General features: G+C 51.0%; 19 protein-coding genes. 6 read left to right on the forward strand and 13 right to left on the reverse strand.

Translation table 11 applies throughout. The features are described from left to right. Positions 1-37: 37 nt before the first annotated feature. From SPIRS_RS15930 to SPIRS_RS15950, 5 genes are all read left to right on the forward strand, one after another. On the forward strand, positions 38-1,195 hold the full coding sequence (locus SPIRS_RS15930; protein ID WP_013255714.1) for an HD-GYP domain-containing protein: 1,158 nt from the start codon (positions 38-40) through the stop codon (positions 1,193-1,195). A gap of 69 nt (positions 1,196-1,264) precedes the next feature. Beyond that, entirely contained in the window at positions 1,265-2,404 is a 1,140-nt protein-coding gene (locus SPIRS_RS15935; protein ID WP_148224088.1) for a hypothetical protein, read from the forward strand. Between the two features lie 27 nt (positions 2,405-2,431). Continuing rightward, positions 2,432-2,623, forward strand: coding sequence for a hypothetical protein (locus SPIRS_RS15940; protein WP_013255716.1), 192 nt, complete (start codon positions 2,432-2,434; stop codon positions 2,621-2,623). Positions 2,624-2,655: 32 nt separating this feature from the next. Then, entirely contained in the window at positions 2,656-4,317 is a 1,662-nt protein-coding gene (locus SPIRS_RS15945; protein ID WP_013255717.1) for a nucleoside kinase, read from the forward strand. 13 nt (positions 4,318-4,330) lie between these two features. After that, positions 4,331-5,218 carry an AEC family transporter gene (locus SPIRS_RS15950; protein WP_013255718.1) on the forward strand — a complete coding sequence of 296 codons (888 nt, stop codon included), beginning with the start codon at positions 4,331-4,333 and terminating at the stop codon, positions 5,216-5,218. Positions 5,219-5,302: 84 nt separating this feature from the next. Here SPIRS_RS15950 and SPIRS_RS15955 read toward each other — a convergent pair whose 3' ends face one another. From SPIRS_RS15955 to galK, 13 genes are all read right to left on the reverse strand, one after another. Continuing rightward, positions 5,303-5,677 carry a GntR family transcriptional regulator gene (locus SPIRS_RS15955; protein ID WP_013255720.1) on the reverse strand — a complete coding sequence of 125 codons (375 nt, stop codon included), beginning with the start codon at positions 5,675-5,677 and terminating at the stop codon, positions 5,303-5,305. Next, positions 5,667-6,428 (reverse strand): hypothetical protein, encoded by a 762-nt coding sequence (locus tag SPIRS_RS15960; protein ID WP_013255721.1) that lies wholly within the window; start codon positions 6,426-6,428, stop codon positions 5,667-5,669. The genes SPIRS_RS15955 and SPIRS_RS15960 overlap by 11 nt, the downstream gene beginning before the upstream one ends. After that, the gene (locus tag SPIRS_RS15965; protein ID WP_013255722.1) at positions 6,428-7,270 is read right to left on the reverse strand and encodes an ABC transporter ATP-binding protein; all 843 of its coding nucleotides are present in this window, start codon (positions 7,268-7,270) and stop codon (positions 6,428-6,430) included. Before SPIRS_RS15965 ends, SPIRS_RS15960 begins: the two co-directional genes overlap by 1 nt. Before the next feature lie 81 nt (positions 7,271-7,351). Beyond that, a complete protein-coding gene (gene aat, locus SPIRS_RS15970; protein ID WP_013255723.1) occupies positions 7,352-8,020 on the reverse strand; it encodes a leucyl/phenylalanyl-tRNA--protein transferase in 669 nt (222 codons plus the stop codon). Positions 8,021-8,037: 17 nt separating this feature from the next. Beyond that, positions 8,038-10,284 carry an ATP-dependent Clp protease ATP-binding subunit ClpA gene (clpA, locus tag SPIRS_RS15975; protein ID WP_013255724.1) on the reverse strand — a complete coding sequence of 749 codons (2,247 nt, stop codon included), beginning with the start codon at positions 10,282-10,284 and terminating at the stop codon, positions 8,038-8,040. An 11-nt stretch (positions 10,285-10,295) separates the two neighbouring features. After that, positions 10,296-10,607, reverse strand: a complete 312-nt coding sequence (locus SPIRS_RS15980; RefSeq protein ID WP_013255725.1) for an ATP-dependent Clp protease adaptor ClpS — start codon at positions 10,605-10,607, stop codon at positions 10,296-10,298. Then, positions 10,600-11,211: an iron-sulfur cluster assembly scaffold protein gene (locus SPIRS_RS22795; protein WP_013255726.1), complete on the reverse strand. Its 612-nt coding sequence runs from the start codon at positions 11,209-11,211 to the stop codon at positions 10,600-10,602. The genes SPIRS_RS15980 and SPIRS_RS22795 overlap by 8 nt, the downstream gene beginning before the upstream one ends. Next, positions 11,208-12,386 (reverse strand): cysteine desulfurase family protein, encoded by a 1,179-nt coding sequence (locus SPIRS_RS15990; RefSeq protein WP_013255727.1) that lies wholly within the window; start codon positions 12,384-12,386, stop codon positions 11,208-11,210. Before SPIRS_RS15990 ends, SPIRS_RS22795 begins: the two co-directional genes overlap by 4 nt. Before the next feature lie 29 nt (positions 12,387-12,415). Next, positions 12,416-12,712, reverse strand: a complete 297-nt coding sequence (locus SPIRS_RS22435; RefSeq protein WP_013255728.1) for a CxxCxxCC domain-containing protein — start codon at positions 12,710-12,712, stop codon at positions 12,416-12,418. Then, on the reverse strand, positions 12,712-14,784 hold the full coding sequence (locus SPIRS_RS15995; RefSeq protein WP_013255729.1) for an NHL repeat-containing protein: 2,073 nt from the start codon (positions 14,782-14,784) through the stop codon (positions 12,712-12,714). Before SPIRS_RS15995 ends, SPIRS_RS22435 begins: the two co-directional genes overlap by 1 nt. Further along, positions 14,781-15,464 (reverse strand): tetratricopeptide repeat protein, encoded by a 684-nt coding sequence (locus tag SPIRS_RS16000; RefSeq protein ID WP_013255730.1) that lies wholly within the window; start codon positions 15,462-15,464, stop codon positions 14,781-14,783. The genes SPIRS_RS15995 and SPIRS_RS16000 overlap by 4 nt, the downstream gene beginning before the upstream one ends. Beyond that, positions 15,448-16,215 carry a 5'/3'-nucleotidase SurE gene (surE, locus tag SPIRS_RS16005; protein WP_013255731.1) on the reverse strand — a complete coding sequence of 256 codons (768 nt, stop codon included), beginning with the start codon at positions 16,213-16,215 and terminating at the stop codon, positions 15,448-15,450. Before surE ends, SPIRS_RS16000 begins: the two co-directional genes overlap by 17 nt. 18 nt (positions 16,216-16,233) lie before the next feature. Further along, positions 16,234-17,391, reverse strand: a complete 1,158-nt coding sequence (gene galK, locus SPIRS_RS16010) for a galactokinase (RefSeq protein ID WP_013255732.1) — start codon at positions 17,389-17,391, stop codon at positions 16,234-16,236. A gap of 109 nt (positions 17,392-17,500) precedes the next feature. On the opposite strand from galK, the gene lnt reads away from it, so the two are divergent. After that, positions 17,501-19,066, forward strand: coding sequence for an apolipoprotein N-acyltransferase (gene lnt / locus SPIRS_RS16015; RefSeq protein ID WP_013255733.1), 1,566 nt, complete (start codon positions 17,501-17,503; stop codon positions 19,064-19,066). Positions 19,067-19,097 lie beyond the last annotated feature (31 nt).

Consider the following 19,097-nt stretch of genomic DNA (forward strand, 5'->3'; position numbering starts at 1 on the left):
GTAATCTATCCTGGAAGGGGGGTCAACGGCGTCGTTCATGAAAAGTATTTCAACCAGTAGTCTTGAACCGCAAATTTATATTGATGCGCCTCTGTTTCTAGACGAGGGCTATGTGCTGCTCACCCCGGATATTCCTGTTACCCGACGACTGATCGAACGGCTGGAATCATGGTATTTCGAAACGGTTTACAGTGACGGCATGCCGGTCGAAGCCCCACCGGCGGATGGAACGGGAAAGGTCGGGGTCCTTGATGCAACCATGAAAGAGAGCGAGGCTCTCCAGAATGCCGTCGATTTCATTACCGAAGAAACCGAGAAACTTGCAAAGATCTATACCTCCTTTCTCGAACATAATGTACTGTCGATAAATGAACTTTCAGATATCGTCAAAGAGATCATTGCAAAGCTCAAGGAAGAGAGCCGTTATCTTCTTGCCCTTCCCGACAGTGAAGAAGAGGATCAGAATTTCATTGTTACCCATTCGGTAAAGACAGCCGTCGTGGCCTTGGCTCTGTCGCTTTTTCTCAATATTCCTCCTCACAAGCAGATCGAGATAGGCCTTGCTGCCCTACTTCACGAAATCGGGATGATTCGGATTCCGCCCCAGATCTACAAACACAACAGAAAGTTGACCCCAAAGGAGCGGCAAACCATCATCACCCACCCCGTCATCAGTTTCAAGATTCTCAAGGAGGCTGGATTCCCCAATCCCGTTGTCCTGGCAGTCCTGGAGCATCACGAATATATCGACGGAACAGGCTACCCGAGAAAACTTCGGGGAGATCAGATCTCCTTATACGGTAAGATCATCGGTGTTGCATCCTCCTATGCTGCAGCAGTTTCGAAACGGCCTTTTCGGGAGGGAAGAGACGGCCATTCCGGAATCATGGATCTGGTAAAGGAGATGGGGCGGCGTTACGACGATGCAATTCTCAGGGCCCTGGTCTTGACGCTTTCGGTCTATCCCGTGGGGACCTATGTGCTTCTTTCCAACAAGGTCAAGGCCCTCGTCGTCAAGACCGATCAGAAGCACCCTAAGGAGCCGACGGTTCGTCTTTTGGTTAATGAAAACAACACGCTCTATCCGGAGCAGCCAGTGGTACAGATTCGGGAAGATAATGAGGTAAAGATTTCCCGCCCGCTTTCCCGAAGTGAGATAGAAGAGTTGAAAAAGCAGTTACCCCTGCGCCATTAGGGACATCATTTTGTTGACAGAGCCAGACCTTTCGGTTAGCCTTTCATCACTTTCGTCATGAAACAGCATATGAAACAGGATCAAATACTCAATACGATAGGAAAATTCATCCGCCAGGGCCGCCGTAACGAACTGGCGCCCCTGCTCTTCGACCCCTCGGCGATCGAGAAATCGGAACGAATACCCGACGGTGATCAAATAAAAATCGAGGCTCGAATCATTAGCGATGCCCTCGAGTCCGTTACCAACGGGATGTACAATCCGGAGGCGGTAACGGAACTCTTGTCCATAGGAGATGCGTCTCCCCTGGCAAGCTGGAAGGCCCTCTGTCTATCGATTTCTGCCTTCTACAACGGAAATCGAGACGAGGCGCTGAGCCAGTTATCGCATATTGATGATGAAAGTCCGGCCTCCGCCCTCATCCCGGTCATCACACAACTGTGCGAAAAAAAAGAAGGCAGGGAAGGAGCCCTTTCCCCAAAGAGCAAAAGCCTCTTTCATCAGGTCACCGAGGACCGTTCTTTTATCACCAGCGCCCAGAATCAGCTGAAAGAGTATCTCGAAGGCGAAATGGAGGAACTCTTCGTCGAAACGGCAATCCTCCTCATCCGGGATCTTAAGGGAGACTATCCGAAGGCTGCGAGATCCCTTGCCATGTGGATCACAAAAACGGCCTCGGCCTACGGATTTTCGCCCGAAATCATTGTCTCCAATCTGAAACTGATATTCGGACCCGCCGAAGGAAGCAGACTCTGCGCACTGGCCCTCCAGGACGAAGAGCCGGAAATAAGTCTGCTTTTCTGGATCAGAACACTGATATCACGATTGAAGCAGCGTGATATCGAGGAAGCAGAGACCGCTGCTTTTCGGGAAATCATCGCCGAAGCGGCGATGAGAGTGGAAAAGATGATGTGCTCTCCGCAAGAGGCAGAAAAGGCCGGCTATGAGATAGAGGAATGGAAAACCTATATGCAGAGCCTTGCAAGCCTGAGCGCTGCCTCTGCTTCGCTTCTAACCATATTTGATCCCGCCATTACCTTTCCAACGAATAGGGAAGAGGATTCGTCGGCAGTCTTCTCGTTTCTGACGGGCCTTGGATACGAGGAGGAATGCCGTCCGATGATGAAACGGCATCCCCAGGAACGGCCTTCTATCCCCCAACGGGAACGTAACCCCGCCCGTCCCGTACAACTTGAACTCTTCGCATAGGCACTTTTCTTGGGAGGTAGATGTCCGATGAAAAAGAACAAACATGATTATATGAAAGAATTGCGGTCTCCTGATCCCTTAGCGAATATCGACGATCTGGATAGAGAAATAGAGTCACGCCCCAATTACGTCGGGCCGGGGGCCTGGATCGCCGTGGCAAAGGAAAGAATGAAAGAAAGCGTAAAAGAAATCTGTACAAATGATAAGCGCCCGACGTAAACTTGATATAGTACGCATCAAGGGGGCAACGCATGAATCAAGTGACAGTGACACTGCCCGACGGCAGCAAGAAAACGGTTGCTTATGGAACAAGAGTCAGCGAATTCCTTCCGCCATCGGAAGCGGATGACCTACAGGGGCCAGTTGTAGCGGCCCTTGTCAATAACGATTTGGTTACTCCTTCTTTTAAGATCGAGATCGACGCAACCGTCGAACCGGTTACACTCTATAGCAGATATGGCAACCGGATCTATCGACGTTCCCTCTCGTTTTTGCTCGGGCTTGCTTCAAAAAAGGTTTTTCCCGACCGCCACCTCGTAATCGGTCACAGCCTCGGAGATGGATACTACTACTATTACAACGGAATGGCCGGTGTTGGGGAGGGAGAAATTGCCCGTCTTGAGGAAGAGATGCATGCAATAGTAAAAGCGGCTCTGCCGATCAAACGTTCGGTGATCAGCTATGAGCAGGCTCTCGAAAGGGTCCGCAAGGAAAATCTTCCGGCAACAGAGCTGCTCCTTCGTTACCGAAATGATCCGAAAATTCCCTTGTATATGTGCGATCAGTTTTTCGATATCAGCTATGAACCCTTGTTGGACAATACCTCACTACTGTCGCTCTTCGAATTGAGGAACTATCCCCCAGGCTTTCTCCTTCGCTATCCAAAGTCGAAAGAACCAACAAAACTCGCCGAGTTTATCGACCATCCGCTCCTCTTTTCAATTTTTAAAGAATATAAGGCTTGGGGAAAAATTCTGGATGTTAATTGTACGGGAAGGTTGAACCAGCTCATCGAGGAACGAAACATTGCCCCCTTTATCCAGGTGGCAGAAGCACTTCACGATAAGAAGATCAGCCAGATTGCCGACCAGATCGCACAAAGGCGGGATACGGTACGAGTAGTGCTCATCGCAGGTCCCTCTTCATCGGGAAAAACGACCTTCACAAAAAAACTGGCGATACAACTTCAGGTACTTGGCTTTAATCCCGTCGTTATCGGCCTTGACGATTACTTTCGCCCCAGAAAAAATGTTCCTTTGGATGCCGATGGCAATCTCGATCTCGAAAGTCTCCGTGCTCTCAACATCGAGCAGCTTAACAGTCATCTTCTCGCACTTTTTGCTGGAAGGGAAATCGAGGTTCCCATCTTCGATTTCAAAGCGGGAAAACCGAAAGAGCAGGGGAAAAAGCTTCGCTTCGGAAAACGCAATATCCTGCTCATGGAGGGGATTCACGGCCTCAACCCCGATCTTACCCCAGAGATACCGAGAGAACAGAAACACCTGGTCTATATCTCCGCTCTTACCCAGCTCAACCTCGACGACCACAATAGGATCGCGACCACCGACAACAGGCTCTGCCGCCGAATGGTTAGGGACCATCAGTTCCGAGGGAACAGCGCACTCTCTACCCTGGAAATGTGGCCTTCTGTCAGACGGGGGGAAGATAACAACATATTCCCCTATCAGCATCTCGCGGATTCGGCCTTTAACAGTGCCTTAGACTATGAGCTTGCGGTACTAAAACCTTACGTGGAGCCGCTGTTGAATACAGTCAAACCCTTCCACCGGCAGTACAGTGAAGCGAGAAGGCTCCTGGCATTTCTGACCAATTTCTCTTCGATCCCGGTCCAGTATGTCCCCCAACATTCCATCTTGCGGGAATTCGTAGGAGGAAGCGGCTTTAGCTACTAGGGCTATAGATTGCATGATTTTTTCAACCTTTGTTCTGCTGCTGCCGCTTTTTCTCATCATAGGTGCCGGCTACCTTTTCGCCAGGTTCTATGCAGTGGGTGAAGCATCATTGGTCGCGGTCCTCACCGACTTTTTTATGCCGATGTTGGTTTTCGTTTCCCTGTACCGATCTACTATTACTCCGTTGGAACTCGGAAGACTTTTCGGGGCTACCAGTGCCGTGGTGGTGATCATGTTGTTGCTGGCAGTATCGTATGCCCGTATCGCCCGAATAGACCCGAAAAGCTTTGCCTTACCGGTAATCTTCATGAACTCAGGCTTTCTCGGCATCCCCCTTATGCAGATATGGGGAGGCTCGGAGGCGATGAATATCATCATCATTTTTGATGAAATTCAGACCCTCTATATCTTCACCCTTGGGCTCGTCATCATTCGGGGAGGGGTAAGCAAAAGGGCCATCAAAGCCTCCCTAAGCAGCCCGATTCTTTGGGCCGTTATCGCCGGATTCGGGGCAAATGTGGGAAGACTACCGATTCCTCATCCCATTCTCGACACCTGCGCCTTCGCCGGCGATGCAGCGTCTCCGCTTGCGGCCTTTACCCTAGGGCTCTCCATCCATGCCCGCAAACCTCAATTGGAAATACACCTCTTTGCAGGAATTCTTCTCAGGATCGTCGCCGGATTTCTTACAGCCCTGCTTGTGGTCACCCTCTTCGGCTTCTCGGGAACAGCCCGTACGGTACTGTTGGTAACGGGGGCCTTGCCGGCGGCACTGTTCAGCTATGTCCTTCCCAGTCGCTACGGCATAGATAGCCGAAGAGCCCAGGGAATTGTTATCGCCACGACGATGCTGAGTATCATCACCATCCCCGTGGCATTTGCAATTGCCCAGGCACTATAACGGCAAACCGAAACAAGAGTGCAAGCACACATACTGCCACTACTCCGAGAATCAAAGCTATCATCACTATCTTGTTGCTGGTTTTCATTCTTTTTTCCGCTCCTTTCGGCAGGTTTTATAGGCCTTGATCACTTCATCAATCGTTATATCGAGGGTCTCCATCGCATGAAACAGTGCGGGTAATTCTTCCTCGAAGAAACTCTTTTTCCGCTCCCGTTTAACCCTCTTGGCGCCCTCCGGGGCCACAAAGTAGCCGATGCCCCGCTTGTTATAGATAACCCCAAGCTCTTGAAGGTAGCTATAGGTCCGCATCGCCGTATTGGGATTCACCTGCATCATCCCTGCCAATTCCCTGATGGAGGGAACTCTCGTTTCTACGGGCCAAGTACCGGTAATAATCTGTTCAAACATAAAATCGGCGATCTGAAGATAAATGGGACGTGTATCATCAAACTCCATGGCTCACCTCTGCCTCTCTGATTCGCAGCCAGGAAACCAACCAGCAGAAAGGCGGAAGAATACCCCAATAAAAGATTTTGGCACAACGGATGAGCCCTTCCATCAACCCCCTACCGAGAAGGGGACGGAAGATCGAGGGGTCCAAGTGGTTCAGTTGATACAGCCCACCGAAAGCAAGCCTTTGAGCAAGGAGTCCAAGCAGAGAAAAGAAAAAAGAGAGCAGTGTTAATGTAAGTACTGTTTTCAAGAAATGATTCTTACGAAACCAGGCGGCACCGAGAAAGAAAAGAGACTGGCTAGCAAGATAATTGGCATACAAAAATCTCAAGTTTCTTGTGAAAGGCGTAAAGAAGGGAATTGCATTACGAAACAAAAGTAAAGTCAGAAAGTGGGCACAGAGGGCGGCAATGCTGTAACCGAAAATAGCAAGGAGAAGGTAACAGGGGCCCGAAAAGAGAAGACGCGAGAGGGTTTTCTCCCCTGCCCCGGCAGGCAGAAGGATAAAATGGCGGATGCTAGCTTTGTGATGAAGATCGGAAAAGGACCGACTGGTAAGTATGTATCCGCCCGGAAGGAATAAAAGAGGAAAAAGGATATCGTGGAACTGCCTAGTATCTCCCTGCCAGGCCACAAGCACTCCAAGAACGATTATCACGGCAATTGCGGCTGCGAGGGCAAGAAAGGCATTGCGCCATTGGGTATGAAGATCCCGTTTCATGAGAAGGAAGAGGCGGCGAATGGAAAAGCTCATCACCCGGCCCTCCTTTGAAGTGCGGCCTCGACCCTTTCCCGAGCGGTCATGACAGCGTTGAAGAAAACCTCGATATCAACCGACCCTTCCTCTCCGCTTTTGTTCTCCTCCACCACGATGTAGCCCCCCAGTGCCTGATCGCTATAAATAGGCACCGGGTCGGAAGGAAGCGCTCGAACATAGCGCATCAGCAGCGACCTACCGATTTCGGCAATCGTACGGTTGAGAATAATCGATCCTGAATCGACAATGACAATGGGATCAATCAAGTGCCCCATATCCCGTACCTGGTGGGTTGAAATGATAATGGTCTTGGTTTCATCGACTGCAGAGGCAAGCACCCGCCGAAATTGATTTTTGGAGGGAATATCCAATCCGTTTGTGGGTTCATCAAGGAAAAGTATCGAGGTATTGCATGCAAGGCCGAAGGAGAGAAGAAATTTCTTACGCTGGCCATAGGAAAAAGTGGTAAGCTTCCGGTTTCCTGGAATATCAAACTCTTCGAGATAAGAGAGAAACTGATGGTGATCAAAGCGCTCATAAAAGGGAGCATACAGCAATTCGTAGGCCTCTCCGGTAAGTGCATTTACATGAAAGTCCTCTGCAAGAAAGAAAATTTCGGCAAGAAGCGAAGGAGAGCGCTTGGCAGGTTCCCTCCCAAGGAGAAGGACCTCCCCGGCCTCAGGGAAAAGAAGCCCCGACATAATCTGCAAAAGTGTTGTCTTACCCGCACCATTTTTACCAAGGAGTCCATAGATATTCCCTGGCTTTAGGTTTAAGTTCAAACCGCGAAAAAGATGGTTTTTACCATACCCAAAATCCATTCCGGATATTCGGATCATTTCAAACCTCCGTATTACTGTTCTATTTAATTAGTACACCAGAACAATAAGACAAATATCGTAACAGTGTCAATCCATCTTTCAGGGAATAGTTTCCGTTTCCATGTCACGGTAACGGGAAAGCAGTGAAAGGAAGTGTTCTCTGGAGATTTCTTCCGCACCAAAGGAGGCAAGGTGCTCGGTATAGACTTGGCAGTCGATGAGTCGATAGTTCTGCCGGACAAGAAACCGTACGGCAGTGACAAAGGCGACCTTACTGGCATCACGCCGAAGTGCGAACATCGATTCGCCACAAAAAAGGGCCCCTACCGAAACCCCGTAAAGCCCGCCCACAAGCTGTCCTTCGAACCAACTTTCAAAGGAATGAGCATATCCCAAGCTGTGAAGCCTTTGGTATGCCGTAATCATCTCTTCGGTTATCCAGGTGCCCTCCTGTCCGGGGCGAGGCACCTCGGAACAGCTTCGTATGACCTGATCAAAGGCTCGATCCATGGTGACCCGATATTCACCGGAGCGTATCCGTCGTTCAAGCCGATGAGACGAGTGGAGTTTTTCCGGAAAAAGAACGAACCGGGGATGGGGGTTCCACCACAGAATGGGGCTGTCGTCACCGAACCAGGGGAAGACCCCCTGGCCATATGCGGAGACGAGAATCTCGGGCGAAAGTTCTCCCCCTACGGCAACAATTCCTTCATCATCTTTAGGAGCCGGAAATGTTACAACCGGCAGCCCTTCGGTAAAAAAAGGCATGGTAAGCAATGACCCAGCTAGAGGATTTCTACCTTGATTTTACCGGCATCAAGGCTTACCCGGGCACGGCCGCCGGAGGAAAGATCCCCGAACAAGACCGCATCCACAAAGAAGGACTTAACGTGCTCCTGAAAGAGCCTTGCGATATTTCTGGCTCCGAAAACAGGATCATACCCTGTTTCAGCCAGCCAGTGCCGTGCTTCCGGAGTGATCTCGAGAAAAACAGACTTTGCTTCCAGCTGCAGAGCAAAGGCCTTAATCTCTTTATCGACGATCTGCAAAACGACATCGATCGGCAAATGGGCGAATTGGACAATCCGATCAAGACGATTCCGAAACTCGGGGCTGAAGGCATCCTCAAGGGCCTTCCCAAGGGCCGCTTCACTCACACTCCGTTCTCCGAAACCGATCATCGGCTTACCAATATCGCGGGCCCCGGCATTGCTGGTCATGATGATAATGATATTACGGAAATCGGCTTTTCGCCCCGAGGTATCGGTCAGGGTAGCGTAATCCATCACCTGGAGGAGCATGTTGTACACATCCCTGTGAGCCTTTTCGATCTCATCGAGGAGAAGTACAGCATGGGGCTCTTTTCGTACCGCATCGGTCAAGAGCCCTCCCTCTTCATAGCCGACATAGCCCGGAGGGCTACCGACAAGCCGACTCACCGAGTGTCGCTCTTGATACTCACTCATATCAAATCGAATAAGACCGATCCCCAGGTGTTCGGCGAGTTGTCGGGCGAGCTCGGTCTTTCCGACGCCGGTAGGCCCGACAAAAAGGAATGAGGCAACGGGACGTTCACCGTTACCAAAGCCTGCACGGGAACGCTTTATGGATTCCACCACCGCGGAAACGGCCTCATCCTGCCCGAAGACCACGGACTTCAGACGCTGCTCAAGGGTACGCAGCCGCTCGGTCTCATCGGAAGAGACACTACGCTCGGGAATTCGTGCAATCCCCGCCACAACCTTTTCCACAATCGACCGATCCACTACTCGCCGTTCATCCGCCTCCGAAGGTTCGGAAAGTTGGATCCAGGCACCGGATTCGTCGACGACATCGATGGCCTTGTCGGGCTGTCGTCGATCGTTGATGTACTGGGTAGAAAGATCGAGGGCCGCCTCTATTGCATCATCGTCATAGCTGACCCCATGATATGTTTCATAACGGCCCCGCAAGCCTTGAAGGATCGCAAAGGTCTCATCCCTCGAGGTTTCGGGGATATCGATCTTCTGAAATCGACGACTTAAGGCCCGGTCCTTATCAAAAAACTTCTTAAACTCCTCATCCGTTGTGGAACCGATACAGCGAACCTTACCACTTGCAAGCATCGGTTTAAGGAGATTCGATGCATCCATCGATCCGCCGGAGACCGCCCCGGCACCGACGATGGTATGAATTTCGTCGATAAAGAGAATAACCCGTTCTTCGGCTTCAAGCTCCCGAAGGACCTGTTTCATACGTTCCTCAAAATCACCGCGATATTTTGTACCCGCAAGCATTCCTCCCAGATCAAGGGAAAAGAGCCGATAATCGCGCAAAGGGGCAGGCACTTTTTCTTCGGCAATGCGCGAAGCCAGCCCTTCAACCACGGCGGTTTTTCCGACTCCCGGTTCACCCACAAGAATGGGATTATGTTTAAGTTTCCGGCAAAGGACAAGGCTCATGCGCTTAAGCACATCCTCACGGCCGATAAGGGGTTCAAGCTCCCCATCCCTGGCAGCCTGGGTAAGATCCCTGGCAAACAGCTCCAGGGCACGTCCATGGCGCCTGGGCTCCGAATCATCACCATCCTCGGAATCATCCTCCACTTCGCCTTCATCCACCCAGGGAACAGCGGATGTAACGGCATTCAAAAGAGCGTATCGACTGACACCGCTTTTGCGGAGGATATAACCGCTTTGGCTTTCTTCCTCATCGAAGATGGCGACAAGAAGATCACCGGGTTCCACAATGCTGGTGGAAGAACTTTGTGCATGATAGAGAAGGCGGCCGATGACACTCTCAAAGCCAGCACTCTGTATCGGTTCAAAGGCTTCGTCACCCGCTACAGCAGGGACCTTCTCGGCTAAATATGCCTCGAGCAACCGGCTGGCCTCTTCAAGATCCGCGCCCGCTTCCTCAAGCAGAGTACGAAGCTCCGGGAAATGAAAGGCGGCATGAAGCAGGTGTTCCGGCGTAAGATATTCGTGGCGCCGTTCCTTGGCCATGAGATAAGCAGTCTGAATTAATTCTTGTACGTCGTCGCTAATTTCCATCTACCTTACCATCAGAGATCCGGTTCTATTTCACAGCGCAGGGGAAACTCCTCTGACTTGGCCATGACAAGGACCTGCCGCTGTTTGGTGACGGCAATATCCTGACTGTAACAACCGACCAAGCCCTTTCCTTTTTTATGAACATCAAACATGATTTTAACGGCCTCTTCACTAGAATGATGAAAAACCTGGCGAATCACCTTAACGACGAAGTCCATAGTGGTGTAGTCATCATTTAACAGAATCACCCGATACATCGGCGGCTCCCGATACTGCTCTTGTGAGCGATCCTCAAGCTTTGTCCCGAAACGAAAATCACTCATGGTTTTTCCCGTAAAGGTGCTCCATCTCTTCCAGGATAGCCTCCGTTTTTTCACGGCATTTGCCACAAACGGTTCCTGCGCCGGTTGCCTTTTGTATTGCCTCGTAGCTGACGGCCCCGGCCTTGTAGGCGGCCTCGATTGCCTGATCGGTAACGCCTACACACTCACAAACGATATTCGCAACGCTTTTGGTAAAGGGATTTTCAAGACCGTTTTTCTCAAGGTAATCATCAATGGCAGCCCTAAGTCCTTTGTCCCCCAAAACGCTACAATGGAATTTGTGCTCGGGAAGACCGCCGAGAGCCTCGGTGATTTGTTTCGGCGTGATATGATATGCCTCTTCCAAGCTCATCCCTGTCACCATTTCACTCATCATAGAGGTACTGGCAATGGCACTGGCACAGCCGTAGGTCTTCCAGCGGCATTCGGCTATCTTTCCGTCACGGACCTTAATGGCGACGAGCATCTGATCACCGCAGGCCATACTTCCCACCATTCCGGTTCCGTCGGCCCCAAAGGAGTCCTCATCGTCAAGAACATTTCTTGGATTAACAAAATGATCTTTTACCTTTTCGGTATAGACCCACTGCATCTTGGTACTCACTGATGAACCTCCTTTCTGGAGACCGTAGACATCTTTCGAATCCTCTCGATAATAGGCGGAAGCTTTTCCAAAAGATAATCGACATCTTCCTCGGTATTGAAACGACCGAGACTGAACCTGATCGACCCATGGGCCAATTCGGCATCCATTCCCGTGGCCATCAATACGTGGCTCGGTTCGAGAGAACCGGTGGCACAGGCGGAACCGGTAGAAACCGCAATACCTTCGATATCGAGATAGAGCAGAATCGATTCCCCTTCCGCCGCGAAAAATGATACGTCGAGGGTGCCGGGCAGGACATCCTCCGAATGGCCGTTGATCATGACATCGGGAACCGAGGCAAGGATGCCATCCCGCATTTTGGTTCGCAGACGCAAAAGCCTGGCGTACTCTTTATCAAGGAGTGAACCGGCCTTCTCGGCGGCACAGCCGAAGGCTATAATCGACGGCCCATTAATTGTACCGGCTCGAAGCCCCTTTTCCTGGTGGCCGCCATGGATCAGGGGAAAAAGAGGAGCCCCCTTTCGTCGGTAGAGAGCCCCTACCCCCTTTGGGGCATAAAGCTTATGAGCTGAAGCGGTCAAATAATCGACCTGCAGCTCTTCAACATCCACGGGGATTTTTCCCACACCTTGTACCGCATCGGTATGAACATACGCACCATGCTGCTTCGCCAGTTTGGCGATATCGGCAATATCCTGAATGGTTCCGATTTCGTTATTTGCCAACATCACGGAAACCAGGGCCACACTATCGTCAAGTTCATCGACATAACGATTCATGTCGATCTTACCCTCACTATCAACCGGCAAAATAACAACAGGAACGCCGAACCGTTTCAAAAAGGCTGCGGTTTCAAGAATACAGGGATGCTCAACGGCGGTGGTGATCACCTTTCCTTTCCTGCGGGGAAAATCGGGATGGAGTACGCTTTTGAGCACCGTATTATTTGATTCCGAGCCACCGCCGGTGAATAAAATTTCTTCGGGTAAGGCACCCAAGAGCCGGGCGACCTCACCCCGAGCCCATTCCACCCCCTCATGAGCCTGTCGTCCGAACATATGCATGCTGGAAGGATTCCCGTAAAGATCAAGCGCCTGGATAAAACGCTCCCGGACATCGGGATCCAGAGGTGTGGTTGCATTATTATCAAAATAGACAAACCTACTGTTCATATAGGAAAAAGGTACTGCCCGACAGAGACTTAGTCAAGCTTCGCCCGTGAGAAACGAATATGATGGCGCATGGCCCATTCGACATAACCACAAGAAGCCGGCAACCATCCGGAAAACATCGCATGGAAGATTGTCATCTTGTTACACCCTTCCATCCGGCGGAAGCGTTCATGGTACACTTTACAGCGACCGTTCTTTTCGTTTAGGTAGACACAAGGACGATCGTGATATACATAGAGGATTCCCTTTACATAGGCCTTTTCATAACAGCAGGAACCGCACTGCTTGCAAAGAGAGTCCCATCGGCGGCTAAAAGGAGTTCTCATCAGCGAAGCGGTGCAAAATAGCCGGATTCCCCACGGCCGCTTCGGCCATGAAGGTAGGCCTGAACCTCGACCGGGAGGAATTTTCTACCAAAATCATCATCGAGGGAGCTGTTATACTCGACCAGATATCTGCCGTCCCTCCGCTGGAGAATGATATCGACAAGGGGAGCAATCCCTTCCGGCCTAAAAAGGTGTATCACCCGTCCGCCGCTCTTTTCGGCAAGATAACGGTACTCATCGGGTACATCGCCATCAAAGGGGTATACGCAAAAGAAACCGATGTGATTAACTTCCAGATATCTGGCGACTTCTGCAAGCTCGTGACGATCGAAGGCTGAGGCGGGCGGGGGGCCACCTGCAAGAAAAATGATGGCTCGCTTTTTATTCTTCGCAGTAAGGCCGGAAGCCGCAAGCCGGATCGCCGAATCACACTGCCATTGCCGCCCGGCCTCGCCAGAACCCGACAAAAGCGCTTCGACAAGGGGATCGGCCCCGTACACCGATGAAACCTCCCGCACTGGAAGGGGTCCGGCACTTACAAATGAAAACTCAAAGCGTCCGGCTGCGCCATTCGCCAAAGAACCAACGGCCTCTCCAAAGGCAGAAGAAAAATTTCGTCCCGCATCTGAACGCTCGGCAACAATCGCAACGGCAGCCTGGTCCAAATCATCCACCGATCCGAGATAATGCATTCCGGAAGCCTCGACCCGGCCCTCGGTTACAAGGAAATTGGTCTCTTCAAGCCCGACCACGGGTTTCCCGTCCCGCCTGGAAACCGAAACCTCCAAAACAATTCGGGGGAAACGGTTCTCGATGATTCGCTCGACATCGACCAAAAGACTTCCGTAAAGCTGATTGAAATCCGCATAACGGCACACGGCGTTCGCGGAAAAATCGGAAATCATCAAATTGCCGTTCACATCGAAGGCCCCCTTAATGAAGGAGTCGCCCTCTCCAGCCGCTATCAGGGTTTTCGAAACCTCCCGTTCCGTATCGAAAAGATGAAGGCCCGAGGCATCCGCGACAAGCAGCTTTCCGTCCTCGGCAAGTGTCAAACCTTCCGGCTCACTAAAGAGATTTTCTCCGCAGGTTCCGAGAAAGTTACCACTTACATCGAAACGGTAGAGGACGTTCCGTCTCCCATCGGCAATAAAAAGTGTATCATCAACCACACATACACCGGTGGGCTCCCGGAAGCCGGGGAAATCGCCCGACCGCTTTCCAAAAGAAAGGATAAAGTTGCCGTCGGTATCGAATTTCGATATTCTTCGGTTTCCCTGCTCGCTAACATAGAGATACCCCTCCCGATCCATTGCCAGATACTGCGGGCCAAGCAGTTTACCATCCTCACGCCCCTTTCCCCCGAAGCGGCGGATGTCCGTACCAGAAGGGGTACAACTGACAATTCGATCCCCCTGGTACTCAGAGATGTAGAGCCGTCCAGAGGGGCCGACAAGAGCGTCAAAGGGGCGATTCAATCCGTTCAAGCCCCCCCGAATTCTCGTCCGTATCATGCCGTTGATCGAAAGCGAAACGACCTCGTTGGAGGCGAAGGAGACGACATAGCTGCCGCCGTCGGCCCTGGGAAGGATCGAAGTTGGACCGAGAAAGAGCGTATATTCGTCTACACTTCCTTCCAAGCGATCGACTTCTACAAATCTCGACTCAGGAGAGAGGGCGGGACCGAGTGCTCTTCGATACTCTATGCTGTCGATTAAATTCTTAAGACTCGCCGTTGCCGCCTGACTATTCATCACTGTCTTCCATTGCTCAAGAGCCGATGCGAGAAGACCGGAACGGTAGAAACTGTTTCCCAGCCAGAGTCGGGTGATGCCACGATCGGGCTTAAAAGAGAGGCTGCGCTCAAAGGAAAGGATGGAACTTGCATACTCGCCGTTGTGATACGACCTGACACCCGACATAAAAGCCTCATCGGCACTCACGGCATCCATATCGATCTTTTGCTCTGGCGGCGCTTCCTGTTCCGTTTCCTGACCGAAGAGAAATGGGGTGAGGAACAAAAAAAGGAGGCAAGGAAGCATCATACATCTCAAATATCTACCTCTGCTCATGATTCCTCTTCCCCCTCTTCGTCTATTACTTTCCTCAGATGAGAGGCAATGACCCTGTTGCCCTTGGAAAGATCGTAAGCCCGGCCGAGAATACGCCTTGCTTCCCTAATTCGCCCCATCTTAAAAAGTGCCCATCCCAGGGAATCAAGGTATGCAGCATGCTCGGGCCGAGCTTCAAGGGCCTTTCTGATGTTGTCGGTCGCTTCCGGCAACTCCTGATCAAGTTCAACCATGGTATAACCAACAGAATTGAGTGCATTGCTGTTTCCCGGCTCCAGATCAAGGGCCTTACGATAATAATCAAGGCTGATATCCGTTTTTCCCTGGCTGAAAAGGGCAAAACCAAGGGTCGAATAGACCTGAGGGGATTCAAAGCCGGCATCCAAAAGCTCTCGCATCTCAAACTCTGCAAGACGATAACGCCCCGTGACATTATAGATATAGCCGAGGACCATACGGCATTGATAAATATGGAGGAAATCATCGTGGTTGGTAACTACCTGTTCAAGATAGAGCAGAGCCTCATCATATTTTTCAAGTTTCGTATAACACAGCCCCAGATAATAGGCAAGGTCGGGATATTCTGCAGGATCTACATCGAGAGAAGTAAAGTAGTCGAGGGCCTTCTCATACCGCTTCGCGCGGTAGAAGGCAAGACCCGTTTCAAGTAAATTGTTCATGATCCGGTACCTCAAACCGGGCGGACCGGTACAGTTCACTCTCCTGATGATTCATGGGATGCAAGAAAACCGGAGAAACCGAAATGTTACCGCTGTTCACAGCAGCCCAGTCAGAACCGGGTTCATCTTCGGCATGAACGGTATCACCGGCCAAAAAATAAAAGTTCTCTCCTCGCGGCCCCTTCATGGCGGCAATGGTATCATCGTAGATTCGTTTGGATGGATGGGTAAAAAGAACCTTATAGGGCTGTTCCCGGCTCGGATTCGGTACATTTATGTTGATAAAATGATCCCGCGCCCAGAGTCGAAGAAAAAGATCAAGGTTTACCCGAACGAATTCTGCGGCGGCCTCAAAGGGAAAAGGAGGACGCATTGGTGCAACGGAAACAGCAACCGCAGGAACTCCGGAGAGGGCTCCCTGCCGTGCCGCCGCTGCGGTCCCCGAGAAGATAATATCCGTTCCCAAATTCGGCCCCCGATTGATACCACTGACGACAATATCGAATTTTTCGGGAAGTGCCCCCAAAAGAGAGTAGAGAACGCAATCGGCCGGGGTACCGCTACACGCATAGACCCGTTCTCCGACTTCTCGAAATCGAACCGGATCTCGAAGGGTAATGGAATGACTCATACCACTGCGCTCGATCTCGGGAGCCGCAACCCACACCTCATGTTCACGAGAGAGGGCCCTACGCAAAGTTTCCAATCCAGAACTGGCTATACCATCGTCATTACTCAGAAGTATCCGCATGAACCTACTATAACGGAATCATCCCCGTTTTGAAAAGATAATCTTTGCCCCGGAAGAGGGTTCACAGACAAAGATATCGGGATGAAAGCCGAAAATACGCTCGTAATCCTCAAGACGCCGCTGATACTCCTCGATAACAGCCTCTTCCAATAGCGTAACGGTGCACCCACCGAAGCCGGGTCCGACGAGGCGGGAACCATAGCAACCTTCCAACTCCCCTGCCCGCTTGACGAGCCAATCAATTTCGGGGCAAGAGACCTCGAAGTTGTCCCGCAGGCTTTCCTGGGAACGGTTCATAATCTTACCGAATGAGACAAGATCCTGCTGCAGGAGGGCCGATCGAGACTCTATAACCCGCCGATTCTCTCCGACGACATGGAGACAGAGACGCCGCTCCGCTTCGGAAAGAAGATCCGTTCCCTGCTTAAGTTCCTGCTCCGAGAAATCGAGAATCATCTTACCACTATCATGCCCCTGTAGCTTCTCTATCCCCTCCTCACACTGCCTGTAGCGTTCGGAAACCTCCTCCTTTGCATAGTTTTGGTTGACGTTACTGTTGGTAACCACAAAACGGGCATTCCCTATACGCAAGGGAAGATGATTGTACTCTAAGGTATGGAGATTAAGAAAAACGGCACTTTCCTGCTTTGCGAAGCAGGAGACAAATTGGTCGGTAATCTGCTCAGGAAGACCAATGAAGGCACTTTCGGAAAGGTAGACCACCTGCACAAGCTTGATATCCTCGATGTTATAACCGAAGAGCTCCCGCATGGCACATGCCGTTGCCAAACCGACGGCTGCAGAGGATCCAAGGCCGATTCCCTGAGGAACGGTACCTCCAAAACTGATATTCAGTCCACGAAACTGATAACCAAGCTGGAGCAATTCATACAGCACCCCTTTGAGGTAATTAGCCCAACGATCTTCCCTCTTGTACTTGAGATTGGCAACGGTAGTTCTTTTACGCTCGTGAACATCTGCGGCATAAAAGCGGAGCGAATTGTCTTTTCGCCTGGATATCGCCACTTCGACGGTATGGGGTAAAGCCGCCTGAAGAACATACCCTTCGGCAAAGTCGGTATGCTCTCCCATCAGGTTCAACACACCGGGCGCGGAAGCCATCACTTCCGGCTCACTTCCATACTCCGCCACATGGCGAGCGATTAAATCTTTCATGTAGCGCCCTCTAACAGAACTCGGGTCAAACCTATCTTAAAAGAAATTATCTTTGATTGCAACAGAAAAGCATCTGGAAAGATACCCCCGCATCGGTTAGTATGGTCCGATGAAACGACATAGCCTTGCGGCCTCGGGCCTTGCAATTCTTTCCGCTCTGCTATACGCCCTGGCCATGCCCAACGAATTTCTTGCCTACGGCTCTCCCACGGTAGCCCTTTTTGCTTTGGCGCCTTTCTTTGCCGCCCTCAGGCTTGTTTCAAGTATCGGGCACTCTATGATGATAGGTACCCTTTTTTCCATTACCATGAGCATCACCCAATTCTTCTGGCTTCTCTATTTTCAGGATTTCTCGATCTGGACCCTTACCGGCGTTGCCTTTGGACATGCCATCTATTTCTTATTGTTCACACCGATATTTCATGCCCTTTCCAAGCAGAGCAAGGATGTACTGCGCCCTTTTTTGCTTGCCGCAGCATGGTGCGGCTACGAGTACTTTAGGAGCGTAGGTTTCTTGGGATTTCCCTGGAACATGGCAGCACATCCCTTTGGGGGGGTATTGCCGCTGGCTCAAATCGCTTCACTGGCCGGAATGTGGCCATTATCCTTTCTCGCCGTACTTTTTTCGGCTCTTGCCGCCGAGATTCCTTTCACAAGAAGCAGAGAAAAACTACAGGATTTTGCTAAAGGCCTTGCAACCGCAACCGCCGTGACCCTGCTTTTCTTTGTCACAGGAACCGTGCTGCTCCGCCAGGAGAATCAACGTATCGACGTCATGGAGCGACGCAATCTATTATTGGTACAAACCAATGCAGACTACTGGCGACCGGGCGAGGCCATAAAGGCCATACAGAAAGGGCAGAATCTTACCCGCGAGGGGCTTAAAAGCCACCCAGATGTCGATCTTGTGGTCTGGAGTGAAAACAGTCTGCAATACCCTTATACAGAAAAAAGCAGAATCTACCACACCAAGCCGGAAGGAGATTCCTTTCGCCACTTTCTCCAGGATATTTCAGTCCCCTTGCTTACGGGTTCCCCCTATTTTCTCGATAAAGAGGGCTTCAATGCGATGAACGGGGCAATGCTGATACGACCGGACGGATCGGTGGGAGGAGTGTACGGGAAGAGTCAGCTTGTTCCCTTTGCAGAACGGGTCCCCTTCTGGGATTTTGCTCCTTTTCGTACTTTTATGGAAGAAACAGTGGGGCTCGTCTCCGCGGGCTGGACTCCCGGTAATCCGGCTGCATTGATTAGGCTGGATGAGAACACGACTATGGCTACCCCCATCTGCTTTGAAGACTGTTTTTCTTACCTGACCCGCTATCAAGCCCGCCTGGGTGCAGGATTATTTGTCAACCTGACAAACGATTCATGGTCGAAAACAGTTGCAGGTGAGACCCAGCACTTTGCCGCAGCCAGATTTCGATCGGTGGAAACCGGCAGATCCCTGGTTCGATCTACGAATGCAGGCGTCACGGCTCTCATTCTTCCCACAGGAAAGGTTACAAAGCATCTCCCTCTTTACACCGACGGATCTTTATTTGTATCTGTTCCCATAGCCCCTTCCGGATATCAGACTGCTTATATGGTGCTTGGTGATTGGTTTGTCCAGCTGCTTATTGTAGCTTTGATTCTTTATCGTGTTACTACTGTCCGGAATCGTGGTGGAAAATGAATAAAATCTCCTTTTCTCGTAGTTACTTATA

Source organism: Sediminispirochaeta smaragdinae DSM 11293, from assembly GCF_000143985.1.
In the GTDB taxonomy this organism is placed as follows: Bacteria; Spirochaetota; Spirochaetia; order DSM-16054; family Sediminispirochaetaceae; genus Sediminispirochaeta; species Sediminispirochaeta smaragdinae.

Excerpts from the sequence above, each read along its gene's own strand:
- SPIRS_RS15980 (WP_013255725.1), bottom strand. The coding sequence starts at position 10,607 with ATGAGTGATTTTCGTTTCGGGACAAAGCTTGAGGATCGCTCACAAGAG.
- SPIRS_RS15955 (WP_013255720.1), bottom strand. The coding sequence starts at position 5,677 with ATGGAGTTTGATGATACACGTCCCATTTATCTTCAGATCGCCGATTTT.
- SPIRS_RS15965 (WP_013255722.1), bottom strand. The coding sequence starts at position 7,270 with ATGATCCGAATATCCGGAATGGATTTTGGGTATGGTAAAAACCATCTT.
- lnt (WP_013255733.1), top strand. The coding sequence starts at position 17,501 with ATGAAACGACATAGCCTTGCGGCCTCGGGCCTTGCAATTCTTTCCGCT.
- SPIRS_RS15930 (WP_013255714.1), top strand. The coding sequence starts at position 38 with ATGAAAAGTATTTCAACCAGTAGTCTTGAACCGCAAATTTATATTGAT.
- SPIRS_RS15990 (WP_013255727.1), bottom strand. The coding sequence starts at position 12,386 with ATGAACAGTAGGTTTGTCTATTTTGATAATAATGCAACCACACCTCTG.
- SPIRS_RS15940 (WP_013255716.1), top strand. The coding sequence starts at position 2,432 with ATGAAAAAGAACAAACATGATTATATGAAAGAATTGCGGTCTCCTGAT.
- SPIRS_RS15935 (WP_148224088.1), top strand. The coding sequence starts at position 1,265 with ATGAAACAGGATCAAATACTCAATACGATAGGAAAATTCATCCGCCAG.
- SPIRS_RS15945 (WP_013255717.1), top strand. The coding sequence starts at position 2,656 with ATGAATCAAGTGACAGTGACACTGCCCGACGGCAGCAAGAAAACGGTT.
- SPIRS_RS15950 (WP_013255718.1), top strand. The coding sequence starts at position 4,331 with ATGATTTTTTCAACCTTTGTTCTGCTGCTGCCGCTTTTTCTCATCATA.
- SPIRS_RS16000 (WP_013255730.1), bottom strand. The coding sequence starts at position 15,464 with ATGAACAATTTACTTGAAACGGGTCTTGCCTTCTACCGCGCGAAGCGG.
- aat (WP_013255723.1), bottom strand. The coding sequence starts at position 8,020 with ATGCCTTTTTTTACCGAAGGGCTGCCGGTTGTAACATTTCCGGCTCCT.
- galK (WP_013255732.1), bottom strand. The coding sequence starts at position 17,391 with ATGAAAGATTTAATCGCTCGCCATGTGGCGGAGTATGGAAGTGAGCCG.
- clpA (WP_013255724.1), bottom strand. The coding sequence starts at position 10,284 with ATGGAAATTAGCGACGACGTACAAGAATTAATTCAGACTGCTTATCTC.
- SPIRS_RS22435 (WP_013255728.1), bottom strand. The coding sequence starts at position 12,712 with ATGAGAACTCCTTTTAGCCGCCGATGGGACTCTCTTTGCAAGCAGTGC.
- SPIRS_RS15960 (WP_013255721.1), bottom strand. The coding sequence starts at position 6,428 with ATGAGCTTTTCCATTCGCCGCCTCTTCCTTCTCATGAAACGGGATCTT.
- SPIRS_RS15995 (WP_013255729.1), bottom strand. The coding sequence starts at position 14,784 with ATGAGCAGAGGTAGATATTTGAGATGTATGATGCTTCCTTGCCTCCTT.
- surE (WP_013255731.1), bottom strand. The coding sequence starts at position 16,215 with ATGCGGATACTTCTGAGTAATGACGATGGTATAGCCAGTTCTGGATTG.